General features: G+C 69.6%; 18 protein-coding genes and 1 tRNA gene. 10 read left to right on the forward strand and 9 right to left on the reverse strand.

All coding sequences use genetic code 11. From position 1 onward, the window contains the following. Positions 1-261: 261 nt before the first annotated feature. From ESP57_RS09000 to ESP57_RS09015, 4 genes are all read left to right on the forward strand, one after another. Positions 262-705 carry a MarR family winged helix-turn-helix transcriptional regulator gene (locus ESP57_RS09000; protein WP_056006182.1) on the forward strand — a complete coding sequence of 148 codons (444 nt, stop codon included), beginning with the start codon at positions 262-264 and terminating at the stop codon, positions 703-705. Positions 706-815: 110 nt separating this feature from the next. Next, positions 816-2267 (forward strand): SLC13 family permease, encoded by a 1452-nt coding sequence (locus ESP57_RS09005; RefSeq protein ID WP_129231291.1) that lies wholly within the window; start codon positions 816-818, stop codon positions 2265-2267. Positions 2268-2339: 72 nt separating this feature from the next. Then, positions 2340-3695 carry a M20/M25/M40 family metallo-hydrolase gene (locus ESP57_RS09010; protein ID WP_056006188.1) on the forward strand — a complete coding sequence of 452 codons (1356 nt, stop codon included), beginning with the start codon at positions 2340-2342 and terminating at the stop codon, positions 3693-3695. A gap of 80 nt (positions 3696-3775) precedes the next feature. Next, complete coding sequence (locus tag ESP57_RS09015; RefSeq protein ID WP_056006190.1) at positions 3776-5047, forward strand: APC family permease; 1272 nt, start codon at positions 3776-3778, stop codon at positions 5045-5047. A gap of 293 nt (positions 5048-5340) precedes the next feature. Here the strand turns inward: ESP57_RS09015 and ESP57_RS09020 are convergent, their stop codons facing one another. The 4 genes from ESP57_RS09020 to ESP57_RS09035 all read right to left on the reverse strand — a co-directional run bounded on the left by ESP57_RS09020 (position 5341) and on the right by ESP57_RS09035 (position 7882). After that, positions 5341-5634, reverse strand: coding sequence for a GNAT family N-acetyltransferase (locus tag ESP57_RS09020; protein ID WP_056006193.1), 294 nt, complete (start codon positions 5632-5634; stop codon positions 5341-5343). Then, positions 5597-7069, reverse strand: a complete 1473-nt coding sequence (locus ESP57_RS09025; protein ID WP_129231292.1) for a DUF998 domain-containing protein — start codon at positions 7067-7069, stop codon at positions 5597-5599. Before ESP57_RS09025 ends, ESP57_RS09020 begins: the two co-directional genes overlap by 38 nt. Before the next feature lie 215 nt (positions 7070-7284). Then, positions 7285-7357, reverse strand: a tRNA-Arg gene (locus ESP57_RS09030). 126 nt (positions 7358-7483) lie between these two features. After that, positions 7484-7882, reverse strand: coding sequence for an MmcQ/YjbR family DNA-binding protein (locus tag ESP57_RS09035; RefSeq protein WP_129231293.1), 399 nt, complete (start codon positions 7880-7882; stop codon positions 7484-7486). A 134-nt stretch (positions 7883-8016) separates the two neighbouring features. On the opposite strand from ESP57_RS09035, the gene ESP57_RS09040 reads away from it, so the two are divergent. Both ESP57_RS09040 and ESP57_RS09045 read left to right on the forward strand, forming a co-directional pair. Further along, the gene (locus ESP57_RS09040) at positions 8017-8724 is read left to right on the forward strand and encodes a DUF6766 family protein (protein ID WP_207904514.1); all 708 of its coding nucleotides are present in this window, start codon (positions 8017-8019) and stop codon (positions 8722-8724) included. Positions 8725-8873: 149 nt separating this feature from the next. Further along, positions 8874-9110: a hypothetical protein gene (locus tag ESP57_RS09045; protein ID WP_129231294.1), complete on the forward strand. Its 237-nt coding sequence runs from the start codon at positions 8874-8876 to the stop codon at positions 9108-9110. Between the two features lie 28 nt (positions 9111-9138). Here ESP57_RS09045 and ESP57_RS09050 read toward each other — a convergent pair whose 3' ends face one another. After that, positions 9139-10329 carry an alcohol dehydrogenase catalytic domain-containing protein gene (locus tag ESP57_RS09050; protein ID WP_129231295.1) on the reverse strand — a complete coding sequence of 397 codons (1191 nt, stop codon included), beginning with the start codon at positions 10327-10329 and terminating at the stop codon, positions 9139-9141. A 104-nt stretch (positions 10330-10433) separates the two neighbouring features. Between ESP57_RS09050 and ESP57_RS09055 the strand changes: the two genes are divergently transcribed. Continuing rightward, the gene (locus tag ESP57_RS09055; RefSeq protein ID WP_056006222.1) at positions 10434-10760 is read left to right on the forward strand and encodes a DUF7882 family protein; all 327 of its coding nucleotides are present in this window, start codon (positions 10434-10436) and stop codon (positions 10758-10760) included. Between the two features lie 27 nt (positions 10761-10787). Here ESP57_RS09055 and ESP57_RS09060 read toward each other — a convergent pair whose 3' ends face one another. Further along, positions 10788-10979 carry a hypothetical protein gene (locus ESP57_RS09060; RefSeq protein ID WP_115959040.1) on the reverse strand — a complete coding sequence of 64 codons (192 nt, stop codon included), beginning with the start codon at positions 10977-10979 and terminating at the stop codon, positions 10788-10790. Positions 10980-11112: 133 nt separating this feature from the next. Here ESP57_RS09060 and ESP57_RS09065 point away from each other — a divergent pair, with 133 nt between their 5' ends. Further along, positions 11113-11649: an SRPBCC family protein gene (locus ESP57_RS09065; RefSeq protein ID WP_056006228.1), complete on the forward strand. Its 537-nt coding sequence runs from the start codon at positions 11113-11115 to the stop codon at positions 11647-11649. 31 nt (positions 11650-11680) lie between these two features. Here ESP57_RS09065 and ESP57_RS09070 read toward each other — a convergent pair whose 3' ends face one another. Both ESP57_RS09070 and ESP57_RS18420 read right to left on the reverse strand, forming a co-directional pair. Beyond that, positions 11681-12073, reverse strand: a complete 393-nt coding sequence (locus ESP57_RS09070) for a DUF7882 family protein (RefSeq protein ID WP_243648466.1) — start codon at positions 12071-12073, stop codon at positions 11681-11683. Between the two features lie 74 nt (positions 12074-12147). Beyond that, positions 12148-12312, reverse strand: coding sequence for a hypothetical protein (locus ESP57_RS18420; protein WP_165877426.1), 165 nt, complete (start codon positions 12310-12312; stop codon positions 12148-12150). Between the two features lie 252 nt (positions 12313-12564). Here ESP57_RS18420 and ESP57_RS09075 point away from each other — a divergent pair, with 252 nt between their 5' ends. After that, positions 12565-12831, forward strand: a complete 267-nt coding sequence (locus tag ESP57_RS09075; protein WP_056006231.1) for a DUF7218 family protein — start codon at positions 12565-12567, stop codon at positions 12829-12831. Positions 12832-12920: 89 nt separating this feature from the next. Then, on the forward strand, positions 12921-13823 hold the full coding sequence (locus ESP57_RS09080; RefSeq protein ID WP_243648467.1) for a DNA topoisomerase IB: 903 nt from the start codon (positions 12921-12923) through the stop codon (positions 13821-13823). 36 nt (positions 13824-13859) lie between these two features. Here ESP57_RS09080 and ESP57_RS09085 read toward each other — a convergent pair whose 3' ends face one another. After that, positions 13860-16391, reverse strand: a complete 2532-nt coding sequence (locus ESP57_RS09085) for an ATP-dependent DNA ligase (protein ID WP_129231297.1) — start codon at positions 16389-16391, stop codon at positions 13860-13862. Positions 16392-16470 lie beyond the last annotated feature (79 nt).

Consider the following 16470-nt stretch of genomic DNA (forward strand, 5'->3'; position numbering starts at 1 on the left):
CTAGCGCCTGTTACCGATCCGTTATATATTCGGAACTGCGCCGCTTGTTTGCTGTGGCAAGCGACGTGGAATGTGATTGCAGGACACTCTTGGTGCAAGGGAGAGGGCCGGTCGTCAGCCTCTACGACCGGCCCTCAACCGATTCCAGACGGTGAGCCGAGGGGCAGCGCCCCCGCACCGTCAGCCTCCACGACCGGCCCTCAACCGATTCCTCCCGAGGTTCCCTATTGTGGGATCAGCCCACAATCGGAAGGACCCCGCATGGCAGATCGCGCGATCACGGTGGCTGCTTGGGAATCGCTGTTCCGCGCGCAGGTCTCGATCATGCGCGCCCTCGCGGCCGAGTTCCCGAGCGACGTCATCTCGCTCAACGAGTACGACGTCCTCTTCAACATCACACGCGCGCCCGGTCGACGCCTGCGCCTCAAGGACCTGAACCAGAACGTGCTCATCACCCAGCCGAGCGTGAGCCGTCTCGTCGACCGGCTGACGACCCGCGGGCTCGTCGCGAAGCTGCCCGACCCCCGAGACGGCCGCGGCACGATCGTCGCGATCACCGACGAGGGGTTCGATCTCTTCCGCCGTGTCGCGATCACCCACATGGACGCCATCAACCGCCAGTTCGGCGACAGCCTGTCCGAAGACGAGCTCCGCACGCTCGCCGATCTCTGCAACCGGCTGCGCCCCGAACTCGACCAGTCCTGACGCGTTCGGAGCCGCGAGGAAGCGCGAAAAACCCGACGTAGACGTGCGGTTCCCCCGGGCACTACTCTCAGCCTAAAGAGTGGTTCTGGCTGAGTTCCTGGGGGGACGTCATGGACATCGTGCTCGTCATACTGCAAGCCTGCGTCGTCATCGGCGCGATCGTGCTCGGCGTCCGCACTGGCGGCATCGGCCTGGGCCTCTGGGGCGTCGTCGGCACGGTGATCCTCGTGTTCGTCTTCCAACTGCCGCCGGGCGCCATCCCGATCGATGCCTTCTTCATCATCATCGCGGTGATCACGGCGTCGTCGGCGATGCAGGCGGCCGGCGGCATCGACTACCTCGTGGCGATCGCGTCGAAGATCATCCAGCGCAATCCGAAGCGGCTCACCTACGTCGCACCGCTCGTTGCGTTCGTCTTCACCGTGCTCTCGGGCACCTCGAACATCTTCTTCGCCCTGATCCCCGTGATCTACGAGACGGCGTACCGCAACGGACAGCGCCCCGAGCGGGCCCTCGCCGCGTCGACCGTCACCTCGGGCCTCGGCATCACCGCCAGCCCGGTGTCGGCGGCCATGGCCGCCTACCTCGTGCTCATGGACGGCACCGGCTACGGACTGCCGCAGATCCTCCTCATCACGGTGCCGGCGGCGATCGTGGCCTGCATCGTCACCTCGCTCGTGCAGCAGCGCGTGGGCAAGGACCTGCTCGACGACCCGGTGTACCTGAAGCGCGTCGCCGACGGCACCGTCGAGGTGCCCGCTGCGCTGAAGGCCCGCTACGAGGCCAAGGTCGGCGGCGGTACCCCGGTGACGGCCGGCGGCACCGCGACGGCGACGGCCACCGGGACCGGCGGTCCGGTCGCCCCGGCCGACGTCCCGCCCGCGCGCATCGAGCACCCCGTACCCCCGGGTGGCGCGACCGCCGCGTACATCTTCGTCACCGGCACGCTGCTCATCGTGCTGCTCGGCCTCTTCCCGGGCCTGCGTCCCGCGTTCCCCGACGAGTCAGGGGAGCTCGTGCCGCTGGGCATGTCGACCATCATCGAAATGGTGATGTTCTCGGTGGCCCTCGTCATCATCCTCGTGCGCAAGGTCAAGCCGTCGCTCGTGGTCGAGCAGCCGCTGCTGCGGGCCGGATTCGTCGCCGCGGTGGCGCTGTTCGGCATCGCCTGGATGGCCGACACCTTCATCTCCGCCAACGAGGAGACGATCATCGAGCCGCTCGGCGCGATGATCGAGGCGAACCCGCTGCTCCTCGCCGTCGCGCTGTTCATCGTCTGCGGCCTCACGACGAGCCAGTCGGCGACGACGAACACGATGATCCCGATCGCCCTCGCCGCCGGCCTGGCGCCCGGCATCATCACGGCGATGTGGCCATCGCTCATCGGCGTCTGGCTGTTCCCGGCCAACGGCTCGCAGATCGCCGCCGTCGAGACCGACCTGACAGGCTCGACGAAGTTGACGCAGGTGCCCGTGTGGCACTCGTTCACCATCCCGATGCTCGTGTCGTGGGTCGCCGTCGTCGGGGCCGGCCTCCTGATCCAGCTCGTCGTGCCCGCCTGACCCAGCACGCCCGATCACCGCGCGATCACGACGCGCCCGAAGCATCCGCACCATCCAGCCGAGGAGGAACCCATGACCGACGCCGCAGACGTGAAGTCCGCCGCCGCGCAGTTGATGCCCGAGGTGCTCGACCGTCTCGAGACGCTCGTGCGCATCCCATCCGTCGCCTTCCCCGGGTTCGACCCCGAGCCCGTGCACCGCATGGGAGCGGCCGTCGTCGAGCTCTTCGAGGCGGCTGGGGCCACCGGCGTGAAGCTGCTCGACGTGCCCGACGGCTATCCGTGCGTCTACGCCGACCTCCCGGGTCCCGAGGGCTCGCCGACCGTGCTGCTCTACGCCCACTACGACGTGCAGCCCGCTGCCGAGAGCCAGGGCTGGTCGACCGATCCCTTCGAGCCGGTAACGAAGGACGACGGTCGCATGTACGGGCGCGGAGCCGCCGACGACAAGTCGGGCCTCGTCATCCACTACGGCACCCTGAAGCTCCTCGGCGCCGACCGCCCCTGCAACCTGAAGATCCTCGTCGAGGGCGAGGAGGAGACGATCTCCCACCTCGAGGCGTTCGTCGAGGCGAACCCCGAGCTCTTCGCCGCCGACGCGTACGTCATCGCCGACATCGGCCCGCAGCGTGTGGGGCGGCCGGGTCTCACGACCGCGCTCCGAGGGGATGTCGCGTGCACGGTGACCGTGCGCACGCTCGGCAACCCCGTGCACTCGGGCATGTTCGGCGGCGCGGCGCCCGACGCCATGACGGCGATGATCCGGATCCTCGACACGCTCCACGACGAGCACGGCGACACCGTCATCCCCGGCGTCGACAGCGGGCACTGGAGCGGTGCCGACATGGAGGAGGACGTCTATCGAGAAGGGTCGGCGGTGCTGCCCGGGGTCGACTACCTCGGCACCGGTTCGCTCTCCGACCGCATCTGGGCGAAGCCCTCGGTGACGGTGCTCGGCATGGACCTGCCGAACACGGCAGAGGCGTCGAACGTGCTGCTGCCGTCGGTGACGGCGAAGCTCTCGATGCGCATCGTCCCCGGCGCCGACGCCGACGCGCAGCTCGACGCCCTCATGGCGCACCTGCGCGCCCAGCGCCCGTGGAACTGCGAGGTCGAGGTCGAGAAGGTGAAGACGGGACATCCGTTCGCCGTCGACGCCTCGCATCCCGCGATCGTCGCTGCGGAGGCCGCCCTCGAGGCGGCGTACGGCGCACCCGTCGAGTCGATCGGCAGCGGTGCGTCGATCCCCCTCGTGGCATCCCTCCAGAAGGTCGCCCCGGACTCGGCGATCGTGCTCTGGGGAGCGGAGGACACAGCGCAGTCGCGCATCCACGCATCCGACGAGTCGGTCGACCCCGGTGAGATCGAGCGGATGATCGCCGCGCAGACCCTCTTCATCCAGGGACTCGCAGCAGCAGAACGGTCCTGATCGAACCGCCCGGCCGTCGTTCGGCAGCCGGGCGCCGCGAAGGCGAGGTGCGCGTGTCCGTTCCGCAGTCCGAGAAGCGAATGACCGTGCTCCAGGCGACCTTCATCGGGGTCGGCTCCATGGTCGGCGCCGGCATCTTCGCGCTGCTCGGCGCGGCGGGAGCGGTCGCCGGTTCGGCCGTCTGGGTGTCGTTCCTCATCGCCGGCATCATCGCCGGGCTCCAGGGCTACTCCTTCGCGAAGCTCGGGGCGAAGTACCCGTCGGGCGGCGGCATCCTGACCTACCTCTCTCGAGGTCTCGGCGAGGGCCACCTCACGGGTATCGGTTCCTGGCTCTTCTTCACGGCCGGGTCCATCGTGGTCGCGATGATCGCCACCTCGTTCGGCGGATACGCGAGTTCGGTCGTCGCGGGCGGGGATGAGACGTGGGGCAAGGTGCTCGCGGTGGCGCTGATCGTCGTGATGTCGGTGCTGAACACGGTCGGCGCCACCGCCGTCGCCCGTGTGCAGTCGGTCATCGTGATCGTCGTCCTCGGCATCCTCGTCGTGTTCGCGGCCGTCACGATCGCGAACATCGACCTCGCCCTGCTCGCGCCCGCCGGCTACCCCGCCGCGAAGGAGATCGTGGCGAGCGTCGCCCTCACCTTCTTCGCCTTCCTCGGGTTCGGTGTGATCACCTTCACCGCGAAGGACCTTCCGAATCCTGCCCGACAGCTCCCGAAAGCCATCTACATGGCACTCGCCATCGCGACGACGATCTACATCGCCGTCTCGATCGGCGTCTTCGGCACGCTCACCGCCGACCAGGTGGTGGAATACGGCACGACGGCACTCGCCGAGGCCGCGAAGCCGTCGCTCGGCCAGGCCGGGTACGTGCTCATGGTGATCACGGCGCTCTTCTCGACGACGGGTGCGGTTAACGCGGGCCTCTACCCATCCATCGGCATGACGCAGCACCTCGCCTCCGTCGGGCAATTCCCGCCGATGTTCAGCCGCTCGGTCGGGCGCTTCCCGGTCGGGCTCGTCGTCATGGCGGTACTCGCGAGCGTGCTCGTGATCGGATTCGATCTGAACAAGATCGCCTCGATCGGCAGCGCGGTCGCCCTGCTCGTGTTCTCCGCCGTCACGGTCGCCCATTTCCGGCTGTACCGCGAGACGGGCGCGAGCATCATCATGCTCGTCATCGCTCTGGTGGCGACGCTCGGCACGTTCATCATCTTCTGCACCACGACGCTCGTCGACGAACCGACGACGGCACTCGCCCTCGTCGGCATCATCGTACTCGCGGTCGCCGTGGACTTCACCTGGAAGGCCGCCGCGCGACGCTCGAAGCATCCCGAGGCGCAGGCCTGAACGGCGCGGCGGGTGACGGTGGGGCGGGAACCCTACCTCCCACCCCACCGCGGTCTCCGGGGAGACCTCCCGCCGAGCGACCCGAACTGAGCCCGGCGAGCTTGTCCCGGCGAACGGAGCATGCTCCGTCGCTCTACTCGCGGGGGTCAGCACGAGCAGGTCGGCACAGGGGTCGACTCGGGTCTGCTCGAATCGTATCCGCCCGATCGACCGGTGGATACTGCCCCGATTGGGGGGTGAGAACGCTTCCACGCGCGGCTCTCACGCCCGCGCGGGCACGTCGGCGGCCGCGATCAGGGCCAGTCGACGGATGCCTCGTACTCCTCGTGTCGACGAAGGTAAGCGGCGATGAACGGGCACTCGGGCACGATGCGCTCACCGCGGGCGACGGCGTCGTCGAGCGCGGTGCGGGCCAGCTTGCTGCCGAGGCCGCGCCCCTCGAACTCGGGCAGCACGACGGTGTGCGTGAAGACGATCACGCCGTCTTCCAGCCGGTACTGCGCGAAGCCCGCGCGCTCGCCCCCGAATGTCAGGTCGTAGCGGTGGCGGTCATCGTTGCGGACGATTTCGACGATGTCGGTGGCCATGGCGCGACTCTACTCGACCGTCCCGGCCGACGCGCCTCGAGCGGCGCAGTCCACGGCGCCGTCGCCACGGCCACGCGGGCGCCGCAACCGAGCTCAGCCGCACGGTTCGGGCGGGAACGACGTGGCGCAGACGCCGGCCATCGCACCTCGCGCCGGGCGGCACGCCGAGGGTTCGCGCGCGCGCCACCGCTTCGGCGCGGGCGAGTCGCGCGACGGCGAGCGGTTCGGGCGTGCGACGCGCCGCGCTCACCGGCCGGGAGAGGCAGCGACGGATGCCGCGAACGGGCGCCGCGGCATCCGCCGGCCGTTCGCCGTGCTCGTGCACGGTCGCGACCACGAGCGCGATCAGCCAGGCGAACACGAGCGTGAAGGCCACGATCTCGAAGACCGTGAGGTTGAACAGGCCGAGCCGGTCGTAGGCCACCATCGCGGCCGCCTCGACCGCGACCGCGAGATACGAGAATCGGGCGAACCACCGCGGGATCCGCGGCGCGAAGAGCTGGATGCCGACGCACAGCACGGCGAAGGCCGCGGCCGCCCCGACGGCGAAGCCGTTGTGCAGGTCGGTGTCGGTGTCGATCGGCACGAGCCCGACGCCCATGAGGTTGAGGCCGACGAGCGCGACGAACAACCGCATCACGGTACGGGCTCCGGGGCGGAGTGCGAACGGTCCGTGCGCGAGCGATCTGGTGAGCAGCCCCGACAGGCCCGCCATGCCGAACCCCGACACGATGATCGCGACGTTGAAGCACGCGGCGGCCAGGTCGTTCGACGTGCCGAGGGTGCTGAAGTTGTGCGTCCACCAGTCGCCGGTGGGGGTGATGCTCATGCTCGCGAGGCTGCCGGCCGCGAGGAGCATCGCGACGAGGTTGAAGGTGCGGTAGGCCTCGTGCTCGATCGCACCGCGGTGCAGGCGGAACGTGCCGACGCCGAACACGACCCCGAGCAGGAGCCCGAACAGCTCGTGCCCGCCGGGGAACCCGTCGAATGCCTCGGAGGTGAAGTGCACGGCGAGCAACGCGATCGCCGCCCAGGTCATGCCGTTGGCGATCGCCCGCGACTCGACGCGCAATGCCGGCAGCCCGAGCCGGGTGAGCGCGGCGATCGCGTTGCTCGATGCCGAGGCCACGACGAGGCACGCGCCGACGGCTGCACCGCCCGCGAGCGCCGGCACCACCCAGACGACGTCGATCCCGTGGGAGTGACCGCCGGTGGAGAACCGGGGATCGAGTGCTCGATAGAGCACGATCGAGACGGCCGCGGCGATGAGCAGGGCGTAGATGCGCCGCACATGGGAGGCGAGCGGTCGCGAGCGCACGGCTCGGAGCCGAACGTGCCCCACACGTTCGGCGGCTTCGGCACCCACCGCGTGCGTCGGCACGACGAGGACCCGGTTCAACGCCTCCGGAGGGACCCCGGCGAACGCACCCCTCATATCCGAACTCTCGATCCCCCAGAATCAGATGTGAGGCGAGCCTAACCGGCGCCGGACAGCCGCGTCACCCCTGTGTCACGTCACCCACGCCGATACTCAGCAGACTCCCAGCGAACTGCGGGCCACCATGAAGCGCGCGCACAGTGGCCGCCGTCGCCCGGGAAAACGAAAACGGCCCGCTTTCGCGAGCCGTTCTCCTACTGTCTCAACCAGTGTGCGCCCGGAGGGATTCGAACCCCCAACCTTCTGATCCGTAGTCAGATGCTCTATCCGTTGAGCTACGGGCGCAGTCATGTCGCCTGGCGCTTCCTTCGCGATCAGGCAACCACGTAACTCTAACGCACCGGCTCAGATCTCGCCAATCGAGCGCCGCCTCGCCCGGACTCGATGCCGCGAACCGTGCGGCCGACGGTCTCAGCCGTCGGCGTGCTCGGGCCGCAGCGCGTCGAGCGCGGTGCGCTGCCGACGGTTCGCGACCTGGCGGTACGACGTCTCGATGAGCTCGGCGAGGAGCTGCCAGTCGGTGTCGGGCTGGTCGAGGTCGACGCCGACCCATCGGTCGCGGTCGTAGTAGGGCGGACCGAAGAATCGCCCGTCTTGCGTGAGTGCCTGGTGCTCGTCGGGGTCGGTCTTCAGCACGATCGAGAGCGGGCGGTCCATCGAGGCGCTCACGTGGACGAAGATCGGCTTCGCCGCCCGGAACGTCGGCCGGCCCCACGCCTCGACCTCGACGGCCTCGGGCAGCGCGAGGCACACGGCGCGCACGCGCTCGACGAGCGGATGCCGCGGGTCGACGACTCGGGGATGCTCCACGCCGCCCACGCTACGCCGCACCGGCGACACGGCGCGAGCCGCGGCATCCGCTGCCCGTCAGCCCTTGACGCTGTCAAGGGCTTGCCGCCCCCATGTGAACGGGGTCACGATCGAACCACCTTCGAGGAGGCGAGATGACGAAGACACGCGCCGAGACGCGCCCGGCCCCGGCTTCGAACGCTGGACGTTGGTTCCACGACCACGCCCTCTTCCTCGTCTGCATGGTGATCTTCCTCCTCTGCCTCACCGGGATGGCGATCACAGGCCTGCAGGTCTACAACGAGGAGCAGCTCGCGCACGGATCCTCGTCGATTCCCTTCGGCGAGTATCTCCGCTCGGGTTCGTTCATCGAGGCCACGTTCGAGAACTGGGAGTCGGAGTTCCTGCAGATGGGTGCGTACGTGGTGCTCACGATCTTCCTCTTCCAGAAGGGCTCGTCTGAATCCAAGCCGATCGGCGAGCACACGCCTCAAGACGCCGATCCGCGCCGCACGTCGATCTCGGACGACACCCCGTGGCCGGTGCGGCGCGGCGGCGTCTGGCTCGTGCTCTACGAGAACTCGCTCGCGATCTTCTTCTTCGTGCTGTTCGGACTCTCGTTCTGGTTCCACGCGGTCGGCGGAGCCGAGGCCTACTCCGAGGAGCAGGCCCAGCATGGACTTCCACCCGTCGGAGTCGTCGAGTACCTCGCCACCTCGCAATTCTGGTTCGAGTCCCTGCAGAACTGGCAGAGCGAGTTCCTCGCCGTCGCCGCGATCGTCGGGGCATCCGTCTACCTCAGGCAGCGGGGCTCGCCGGAGTCGAAGCCCGTCGCGACGCCGCACCACGAGACGGGCGCATAGACGAGCACATCGGGCGAGCGCGCCGCCGGCCGTGGGCGATCTGAGTGCTCGAGCCGATCGGGTCAACCCCCTGTCGGGCGGGAGCGGCCTGCGCCTACCGTGAAGCGAGCGGATGCCTCCAACTCCGCCCCCACCGAAAGGAGCACGTCATGGGTGAGCCGCGACCGCGGATCGCCGAAGCCCGCACCGAACCCGACCGACCGGAGCCTGCACTCCTCGACGACGCCGCACGCCGGCGCCTCCTGCGCGATCTCCCACCACCGAGCGCCGAAGGCCCGTCGCTCAGCGATCCCGATGCTCAACTGTCGAGCGACGATCCGCTCGACGCCCACAAGCCGGGAATGCGCCGGAATGATCCGCTCGATCCCGACGGGCACGTCATCTGAGCGGCTGCCGCGTCGTGCTGCTCGGGAATCAGCTGGTCAGGGTGCTCGGTTTCAGGACGACCTTGATGCAGCCCGCCGACTTCGCCTTGAACATCTCGTACATCTCGGGGGCGCGCGCGAGCGGCACCCGATGCGTCGCGAGATCCTCGAGGCCGAGCGGGTCCCCGTCGGCTTCAGCGAGCGGCATCAGCTCGGGAAGCCAGTGCTGCACGTTCGCCTGGCCGAACCGCATCGTGAGCTGCTTGTCGAAGATCGTCATCATGGGCATCGGGTCGAGGTTGCCCGCGTAGACCCCCACGACCGACACCGTGCCCCCACGACGCACCGCCTCGATGGCGAGGTGCAGGGCCGCGAGGCGGTCGAGGCCGGCCTTCGTCATGACGGGCTTGGCGATGCCGCTCGGCAGGACTCCCACCGCGTTCTGCGCGAGGGCCGCGGCCGGACTGCCGTCGGCCTCGAGCCCGACGGCGTCGACGACGGCATCCGGGCCTCGACCGCGTGTGAGCTCACGGATGCGCTCCAGCACGTCGGCGTCGAGGTCGAGCGTTTCGGCGCCGTACCGCTCGGCCATCAAACGCCGTTCGACGACGGGGTCCACGGCGATCACCCGGATCCCGTCGTGCACGGCGATCCGCACCACCATCTGCCCGATGGGTCCGAGGCCGAGCACGGCGATCGATCCGCCGGGCGGGACGCCGGCGTACCGGACGGCCTGCCAGGCCGTCGGCAGCACGTCGGTGAGGAAGAGGTACCGCTCGTCGGGGAGGTCATGACCGACGACGTGCGCGTTCGCGTCGGCGAGGCGCACGCGCAGATACTCGGCCTGGCCGCCGGGAACCCGACCGTAGAGCTCCGTGTAGCCGTAGAGCATGGCGCCGGTGCCGTGGTCCGTGTTCCGGGTGGTCTCGCACTGGCTGCTCAGGCCGCGGACGCACATGTGGCACGTTCCGCACGCGATCACGAACGGCACGACCACCCGGTCGCCCGCCTTCACCCGCCGAACGGCTGCCCCGACCTCTTCGACGACCCCCATGGCCTCGTGCCCGAGGATGTCGCCGCGGTGCATGAACGGACCGAAGACGTCGTACAGGTGCAGGTCCGAGCCGCAGATCGCGGTGGACGTCACGCGCACGATCGCGTCGGTCGGCTCGATCAGCCCCGGATCGGCGACCACGGAGACCTCGACGGAGCGCGCTGAATGCCAGGTGACTGCTCTCATGCTCCGTTCCTAGTCGCGACACGGCGTCGCGTGCAGGGGCTTGACACCGCCCCGCCACGGATGCCGCGTGCGAACGAGCGGCCTGAACGGCTAGAGTCCCGGCCATGGGCAAGTTCATCTACAACTCATCCCCCCGCGAGATCGAAATCGACGATCGCACCCTCGCCCACCTGCGTGTCGCGATCCTCAACAAGCTGCGACGCTCCGAGAGCTTCGCCATGACCTGGGATCACGGCGTGGAGAACGGCAGCGGCCGCACGACCTTCTGGCTCCACGACTCGGTTCCGCTGCAGTTCGTCTTCAGCGGCAATCGTCCGCCGGTGCTGAACCGCCTCTGGATCGAGCAGATGCTGCTCTCGGCCAACAGCACCGCCGGGCTGCACTTCGTGCCCGAGCCGCCCGAGAGCGAACAGTTCGAGGGCGTCGAGTAGCTCGCCCGCGCCGGGCGAACCTCGCGCTCAGTCGACCGCTTCGACCTGGGTGCGGATGAATGCCTCGTCGGACGGCGACAACCGCGACGGGGCCGTCTCTCCCGTGATCGCCTCGATCTCCCGTGCCGTCTCGGCATCGATCGGCGCACTCAGGTCGGCCAGCAGCCGATGCTTGGCCGCGATCGTCAGGTGCGGCCACCACGTCTCGACGTTCGACATCGCAACTCCATCCCTCATACCTCCCGTCTAGCAGGTGCTCCCGCGGGCGACAAGCCCCTCGCGGGTGCGAGGGGGGCGTGCCTAGCGTTGATCTCGGACGCCGAACGTGCGTCCGGAACAGGAGGACACGACCATGAGCACGACCCTGACGGCCTCGACCGAGGCCGATGTCCCCGTGCGCACCGCCTACGACCAGTGGACGCAGTTCGAATCCTTCCCCGAGTTCCTCGGAGGCGTCGAGGAGGTGCGCCAGGTCGATGACGCACTCACGCACTGGGTCGTCTCGATCGGCGGCGTGAAGCGCGAGTTCGACGCCGAGATCGGCGACCAGGTACCCGACGATCACGTGGCCTGGTCTTCGATCGGCGAAGTGGTGCATCGCGGACGCGTCGAGTTCACCCCGGTGGAGGCCGATCGCACGCGCATCGACCTCGAGATCGAGTGGGAGCCCGAGGGCTTCGTCGAAGAGGCGGGAGCCGCTCTTCAGCTCGACGACATGCAGGTCCAGCGCGATCTCGCGCGCTTCAAGGACTTCATCGAGGATCGTCATCGCGCGACCGGCGCCTGGCGCGGCGAGATCCACGGTGGCGACACCGGTCGCAGCCTCGGATCGAATGCGGTGATGCAGGACGACGACGTGATCGGCACGGATCCCGACCTGCGCGTCTGACCGCGACCTGGGTCGGTCGGGGCTCGCTCCGCTAGACCCCGACCGGTGCGTCGTCGGTCTCGACCTGCTGGACGTCGACACCGACCTGCACGGGCTGATCGGCGAGCGTCGGGATCGGATCGGTGTCGAGGTTCTCGGGCACGAGACGGATGCCACCGGTGCTGTTCGCCGAGCGCATCAGGTCTTCGATCCACTGGCGGCTGAGTTCCGGTGCCACGGGCTCGTCGAAGACGAAGCGCAGCGGAATGCTCGCGTGCACCCAGAGGGTGCTCCGCCCGCGCGGCTGGTCTTCGGCGTGCTGCCACGACAGCGTGAACGACTCGCCCCGCCGGAGCTTCGTCGTGATGGCGATCTTCAGGTGGGCGAGGGTGCGGTCTTCGATGCCGATCGGGGTGCCGGAGTCGCCGTAGTACAAGGTTCCCACGCGTCCGATTATACGGCGTGAACATGCGGAACGGGCGGCCCGAGGGCCGCCCGTTCCGGGAGTCGTAGTGCCGGTCAGACCGTGCGGTTCCCGCCGATGAAGCGAACGAGGAACACGATGAGCGCGATGACCGCCAGGACGACGCCGACCCAGATCAGGAAGTTGAGTGCAGGGACGACTCCGCCGGTGATGAGCAGGACGACGGCGGCGATGGCGATGATGGCGACGAGGATGTTCATGATTCTCCTTCAGGTGTTCCGCGCTCGTGATCGACGAGCGCGGCGAGTGGTTCACGCCCGACGGGCAGAACCTCGAGGCGGGGGTACGCCTCGTCCCTCGACGCTATGGCCCAGCCGGCACCGGCGGCTAGGGGTTGACCCCCGCTCTCGCCGGCTGCTACTTGCGCGTGCGCGCAGGGCTGTCAATCCCCTCCCCCCGCGCGACGTCCGGGCGTAGCGTGGCTCGCGGAACCGATGAGAGGAGCACCCGCCATGCCAGGACGCAGGAACGCATCGCTGAAGGACCCCGAACTCTACGAGGAGCTCCGCGACGACGGGGCCTCGAAGGAGAAGGCCGCGCGGATCTCGAACGCCGCCGCCAAGCAGGGCCGCAGCGCCGTCGGCCGCAAGGGCGGCAAGCACGGCGACTACGAGGACTGGACGGTCGACGCCCTGCGCAAGCGGGCGAAGGAGCTGGGGATCAGCGGCTACAGCGGCAAGCGCAAGTCCGAACTCATCTCCGCGCTCCGCAACCACTGACGGCCCCGGCCGTGCCGCGTCTCAAACGGGTCGAGCCCTACCTGTCCCCCGGGTTCGTCCGGGTGAGACGCGGTCGCGGATTCGGCTACGTGCACAGCACGGGGAGCAGCGCGAGCCGGGCGGAGCGAGCGCGCATCACCGATCTCGCGATCCCGCCGGCGTGGCAGGACGTCTGGATCTCGGATGCTGCGAACGCCCACATCCTCGCCGTCGGCGTGGACGCCGCCGGGAGACGGCAGTACCTCTACCACCCGGTGTGGCGCGAACGACAGGACGCCGAGAAGTTCGAGCGAATGACCGCACTCGCCTCAGCCCTGCCCGCGGCCCGTCGGAGCGTCGCCCGCGACCTGAAAGCACCCGAGCTCACCCCTGAGCGGGTGCTCGCGGCCGCGTTCCGCACGCTCGATCTCGGCGGCATCCGCATCGGTTCGGAGGAATCCCTCGCCGGCTTCCGCAGCCGCGGCCTGACGACACTGCTGGTGCGCAACGCCCGGCTCGAGGACGACGACACCGTTCGCTTCCGATTCCGCGCGAAGGGCGGCATCGCACAGGACCTGCGGATCTCGGATGCCGCGCTGGCGGGGTTCATCGAGCACACTGGTGGCGAGCGGTCGCCCGCTGGCCGCCTCTACGCGTGGCGCGACGGCCGCTCGATGCGCGCGGCAGCTCCCGTCGACGTGAACGGCGACATCCGGGAGCGCACCGGCGGCGGCTTCACGGCGAAGGACTTCCGCACGCTCCGCGGCACCATGACCGCCGCCGAGCACTTGGCCGGCATCGGTCCGGAGCACTCCGCCCGCGCCCGCAAGGCGGCCGTCCGCGAGGCGATCGAGGAGGCGGCTCGCGTACTCGGCAACACGCCCGCGATCGCGCGCGGCAGCTACATCGACCCGCGGGTGCTCGTCGCCTACGAGGACGGCGTCGTCGTGGCATCCGGCGCCGATCGCGAGGCGCGACTGATCGAGCTGCTCGATCACGTCGGCGGCGCCTGACGCGGGGGGTCATGTCGAGCCGGCCGGCTCAACGCCTCAGGTCTCGCGCACGACCTCGGCCGGTGACTTGTCGGGCCGAAGGCCCCGCCACCGCGGATGCCGCGCGACCCCGGTGCTCGTCCAGTCGCCGAGTTCGATCTCGCCGACGAGTTCGGGGCGCACCCAAACCGCGTCGCGCACGTCTGCCGCGGGCACCTGCACGAACGGCGACCCGGCCTGCTCGAGCGGCTGCAACGCCGCCAGCAACCGATCGAGCTCGCGTTCGCCGAACCCGGAGCCGACGCGGCCGGCGTACTCGAGGCCGCCGACCTCGAGGCCGCCGTCGCCGGGAATGCCGACGAGCAACGAGCGGATGCGCCCGGTGCGCGTGCCGATGCCGCGGCGGTAGCCACCGATCACGACCTCCTGCGTGAGGGTGAGCTTGAGCTTCAGCCAGTCGCTGCTGCGGGCGCCGGGCCGGTAGCGGGAGTCGGGCCGTTTCGCGACGAGCCCCTCGAGCCCGAGCCGGCGGCTCTCCTCCAGCGCCTCATCGGGACTGCCCGTGGCGGGCGCGGGAACCTCGACCGGCACGCCGCGTTTCATCCTGACGAGTCCGGCGAGTCGTGCGCGGCGTTCGCGGTACGGTTCGTCCACGACCGGTCGTCCGTCGACCTCGAGGACGTCGAAGAGCAGCAGGCGCACGGGCACGGATGCCGCCACCCGCTCGATCTCGCGCAGCTTCGTGAGGTTCATCCGTCGCTGCAGCCGCCCGAAGTCGGGCCGCCCGTCGGCGTCGAGCGCGACGATCTCCCCGTCGAGCAATGCCTCGCCCCGGACGACGGCGGGCAGGTCGGCGAGCTCGGGGTAGCGGGAGGTGATGTCGATCCCGTTGCGGCTGAGGAGTCGCACGCCGTCGGCGCCGACGCGCGCGAGCACGCGGATGCCGTCCCACTTCCACTCGAGCGCCCAGTCCTCACCCGCGAGCATGCCGGGGGTGCCCGGCGTCGCGAGCATCGGCCGTTGAGTGATCGGGCCGACGCGGTGGACACTGCTGGTTGAGCCCGTCGAAATACTGCGGGCTGAGCCTGCCGAAACCGAGGTGGCCGCACCAGGGGCTTCGACGGGCTCTGCTTCGACGGGCTCGGCTTCGACGGGCTCGACCCGCCCAACGGGGTTGCGCGCCTCCTCGACTCGCTCGGGGTGGGCGCTCTGGTCCTTCATGCGGTGCAGCAGCCACGAACTCTTCTCGCCCTGTCCGTCGGTGCGGATGAGCGCGAGTCGCACCGCCCCGCCGAGCGGCCCGCCGGGCTGCCCGTCGACGTCGATGATGATCTCGTCGTCACGCCATTTCTCGGTCGCGTAGGTGCCGGAGTCCCAGATCGTCATGGAACCGGCGCCGTATTCGCCCTTCGGGATGGTGCCCTCGAACGAGGCGTACTCCATCGGGTGATCCTCGGTCTGCACGGCGAGGTGGTTCGTGCCCGACGACTCCGGCACGCCCTTCGGCACCGCCCAGCTCTTCAGCACCCCGTCGCGCTCGAGTCGCAGGTCGAAGTGCAGACGCCTGGCGCGGTGCTCCTGGATGACGAAGCGCGGCTCCCCTGCGCTCGCCGCGCCCCATGCCGATGCCGGCATGGGCTCGGGAGTGGCCGAGGCGCTCCGCATCGACAGGTACTGCGCGAGCGGCCCGCCGTGCGAGGCATCCGTGATCGCGCGCATCGGGTCGCCAGCAACGGCGACACGTTCGAGCACCTCGGATGCCTCGAGCTGACGGAGCCCGGCATCCTCGAGCTCCTCCCACGTGCGCGGCGCGGCGACGGTCGGCCACGGTCGCCCCCGCAGCGAGTACGGCGCGATCGTCGTCTTCTTGCCGTTGTTCTGGCTCCAGTCGATGAGCACCCGGCCCGTGCGCAGCGACTTGCGCATGCTCGACACGATGAGCTCGGGGTGATCGGCCTCGAGCGCCCTGGCGAGCTCGTGCGCGACCGCGGAGACCTGATCGGAGGTCTGCGAGCCGTCGAGCGCCGTGTAGAGGTGGATCCCCTTGCTGCCGCTCGTGACGGGCATCGCCTCGAGGCCCATGCCCGCGACGAGGTCGCGTACGAGCCTCGCGACCTCGGCGCACTCGGCGAGCCCCATTCCCTCGCCCGGGTCGAGGTCGAAGACCATGCGGTCGGGGTTCGCCGGCTTCCCCGTGGCATCGAATCGCCACTGCGGCACGTGCACCTCGAGGGACGCCTGTTGGGCGAGCCAGACGAGCGTCGCGCGGTCTCCGGCGATCGGATACGCCTTGTCGCCGTCGGAGTGGTGCTGGATGCCGCGGCGCACCCACTCGGGCGCGTGCTCGGCGAGGTTCTTCTCGAAGAACGGGTGCTCGGGGGCATCCGCCGTGCCCACGCCGTGCACCCAGCGCTTGCGCGTCACCGGGCGCCCGGCGACGAGCGGCACCATGACGGGGGCGATCTCCGCGTAGTAGGAGATCACCTCGCCCTTCGTCATGCCCGTCTCGGGATACATGACCTTGTCGAGGTTCGTCAGCCGCAGGCGGCGGCCGTCGACCTCGACGAGTTGGCGCGCGCCTTCGGCCATGCCCACCATCATGCCGGTGTCGGCGCCGGATCACGAGGATGCCGCGAGGGGTATCGCACACGCCTCCCCCTGGTGTGTA

The organism is Agromyces fucosus (assembly GCF_004134865.1).
Classification (GTDB): Bacteria; Actinomycetota; Actinomycetes; order Actinomycetales; family Microbacteriaceae; genus Agromyces; species Agromyces fucosus.

Bases quoted from the DNA above. Each gene is read 5' to 3' on its own strand.
- ESP57_RS09000 (WP_056006182.1), top strand. From the start codon at position 262: ATGGCAGATCGCGCGATCACGGTGGCTGCTTGGGAATCGCTGTTCCGC.
- ESP57_RS09005 (WP_129231291.1), top strand. From the start codon at position 816: ATGGACATCGTGCTCGTCATACTGCAAGCCTGCGTCGTCATCGGCGCG.
- ESP57_RS09010 (WP_056006188.1), top strand. From the start codon at position 2,340: ATGACCGACGCCGCAGACGTGAAGTCCGCCGCCGCGCAGTTGATGCCC.
- ESP57_RS09015 (WP_056006190.1), top strand. From the start codon at position 3,776: ATGACCGTGCTCCAGGCGACCTTCATCGGGGTCGGCTCCATGGTCGGC.
- ESP57_RS09020 (WP_056006193.1), bottom strand. From the start codon at position 5,634: ATGGCCACCGACATCGTCGAAATCGTCCGCAACGATGACCGCCACCGC.
- ESP57_RS09025 (WP_129231292.1), bottom strand. From the start codon at position 7,069: ATGAGGGGTGCGTTCGCCGGGGTCCCTCCGGAGGCGTTGAACCGGGTC.
- ESP57_RS09040 (WP_207904514.1), top strand. From the start codon at position 8,017: ATGACGAAGACACGCGCCGAGACGCGCCCGGCCCCGGCTTCGAACGCT.
- ESP57_RS09045 (WP_129231294.1), top strand. From the start codon at position 8,874: ATGGGTGAGCCGCGACCGCGGATCGCCGAAGCCCGCACCGAACCCGAC.
- ESP57_RS09050 (WP_129231295.1), bottom strand. From the start codon at position 10,329: ATGAGAGCAGTCACCTGGCATTCAGCGCGCTCCGTCGAGGTCTCCGTG.
- ESP57_RS09055 (WP_056006222.1), top strand. From the start codon at position 10,434: ATGGGCAAGTTCATCTACAACTCATCCCCCCGCGAGATCGAAATCGAC.
- ESP57_RS09060 (WP_115959040.1), bottom strand. From the start codon at position 10,979: ATGTCGAACGTCGAGACGTGGTGGCCGCACCTGACGATCGCGGCCAAG.
- ESP57_RS09065 (WP_056006228.1), top strand. From the start codon at position 11,113: ATGAGCACGACCCTGACGGCCTCGACCGAGGCCGATGTCCCCGTGCGC.
- ESP57_RS18420 (WP_165877426.1), bottom strand. From the start codon at position 12,312: ATGAACATCCTCGTCGCCATCATCGCCATCGCCGCCGTCGTCCTGCTC.
- ESP57_RS09075 (WP_056006231.1), top strand. From the start codon at position 12,565: ATGCCAGGACGCAGGAACGCATCGCTGAAGGACCCCGAACTCTACGAG.
- ESP57_RS09085 (WP_129231297.1), bottom strand. From the start codon at position 16,391: ATGGCCGAAGGCGCGCGCCAACTCGTCGAGGTCGACGGCCGCCGCCTG.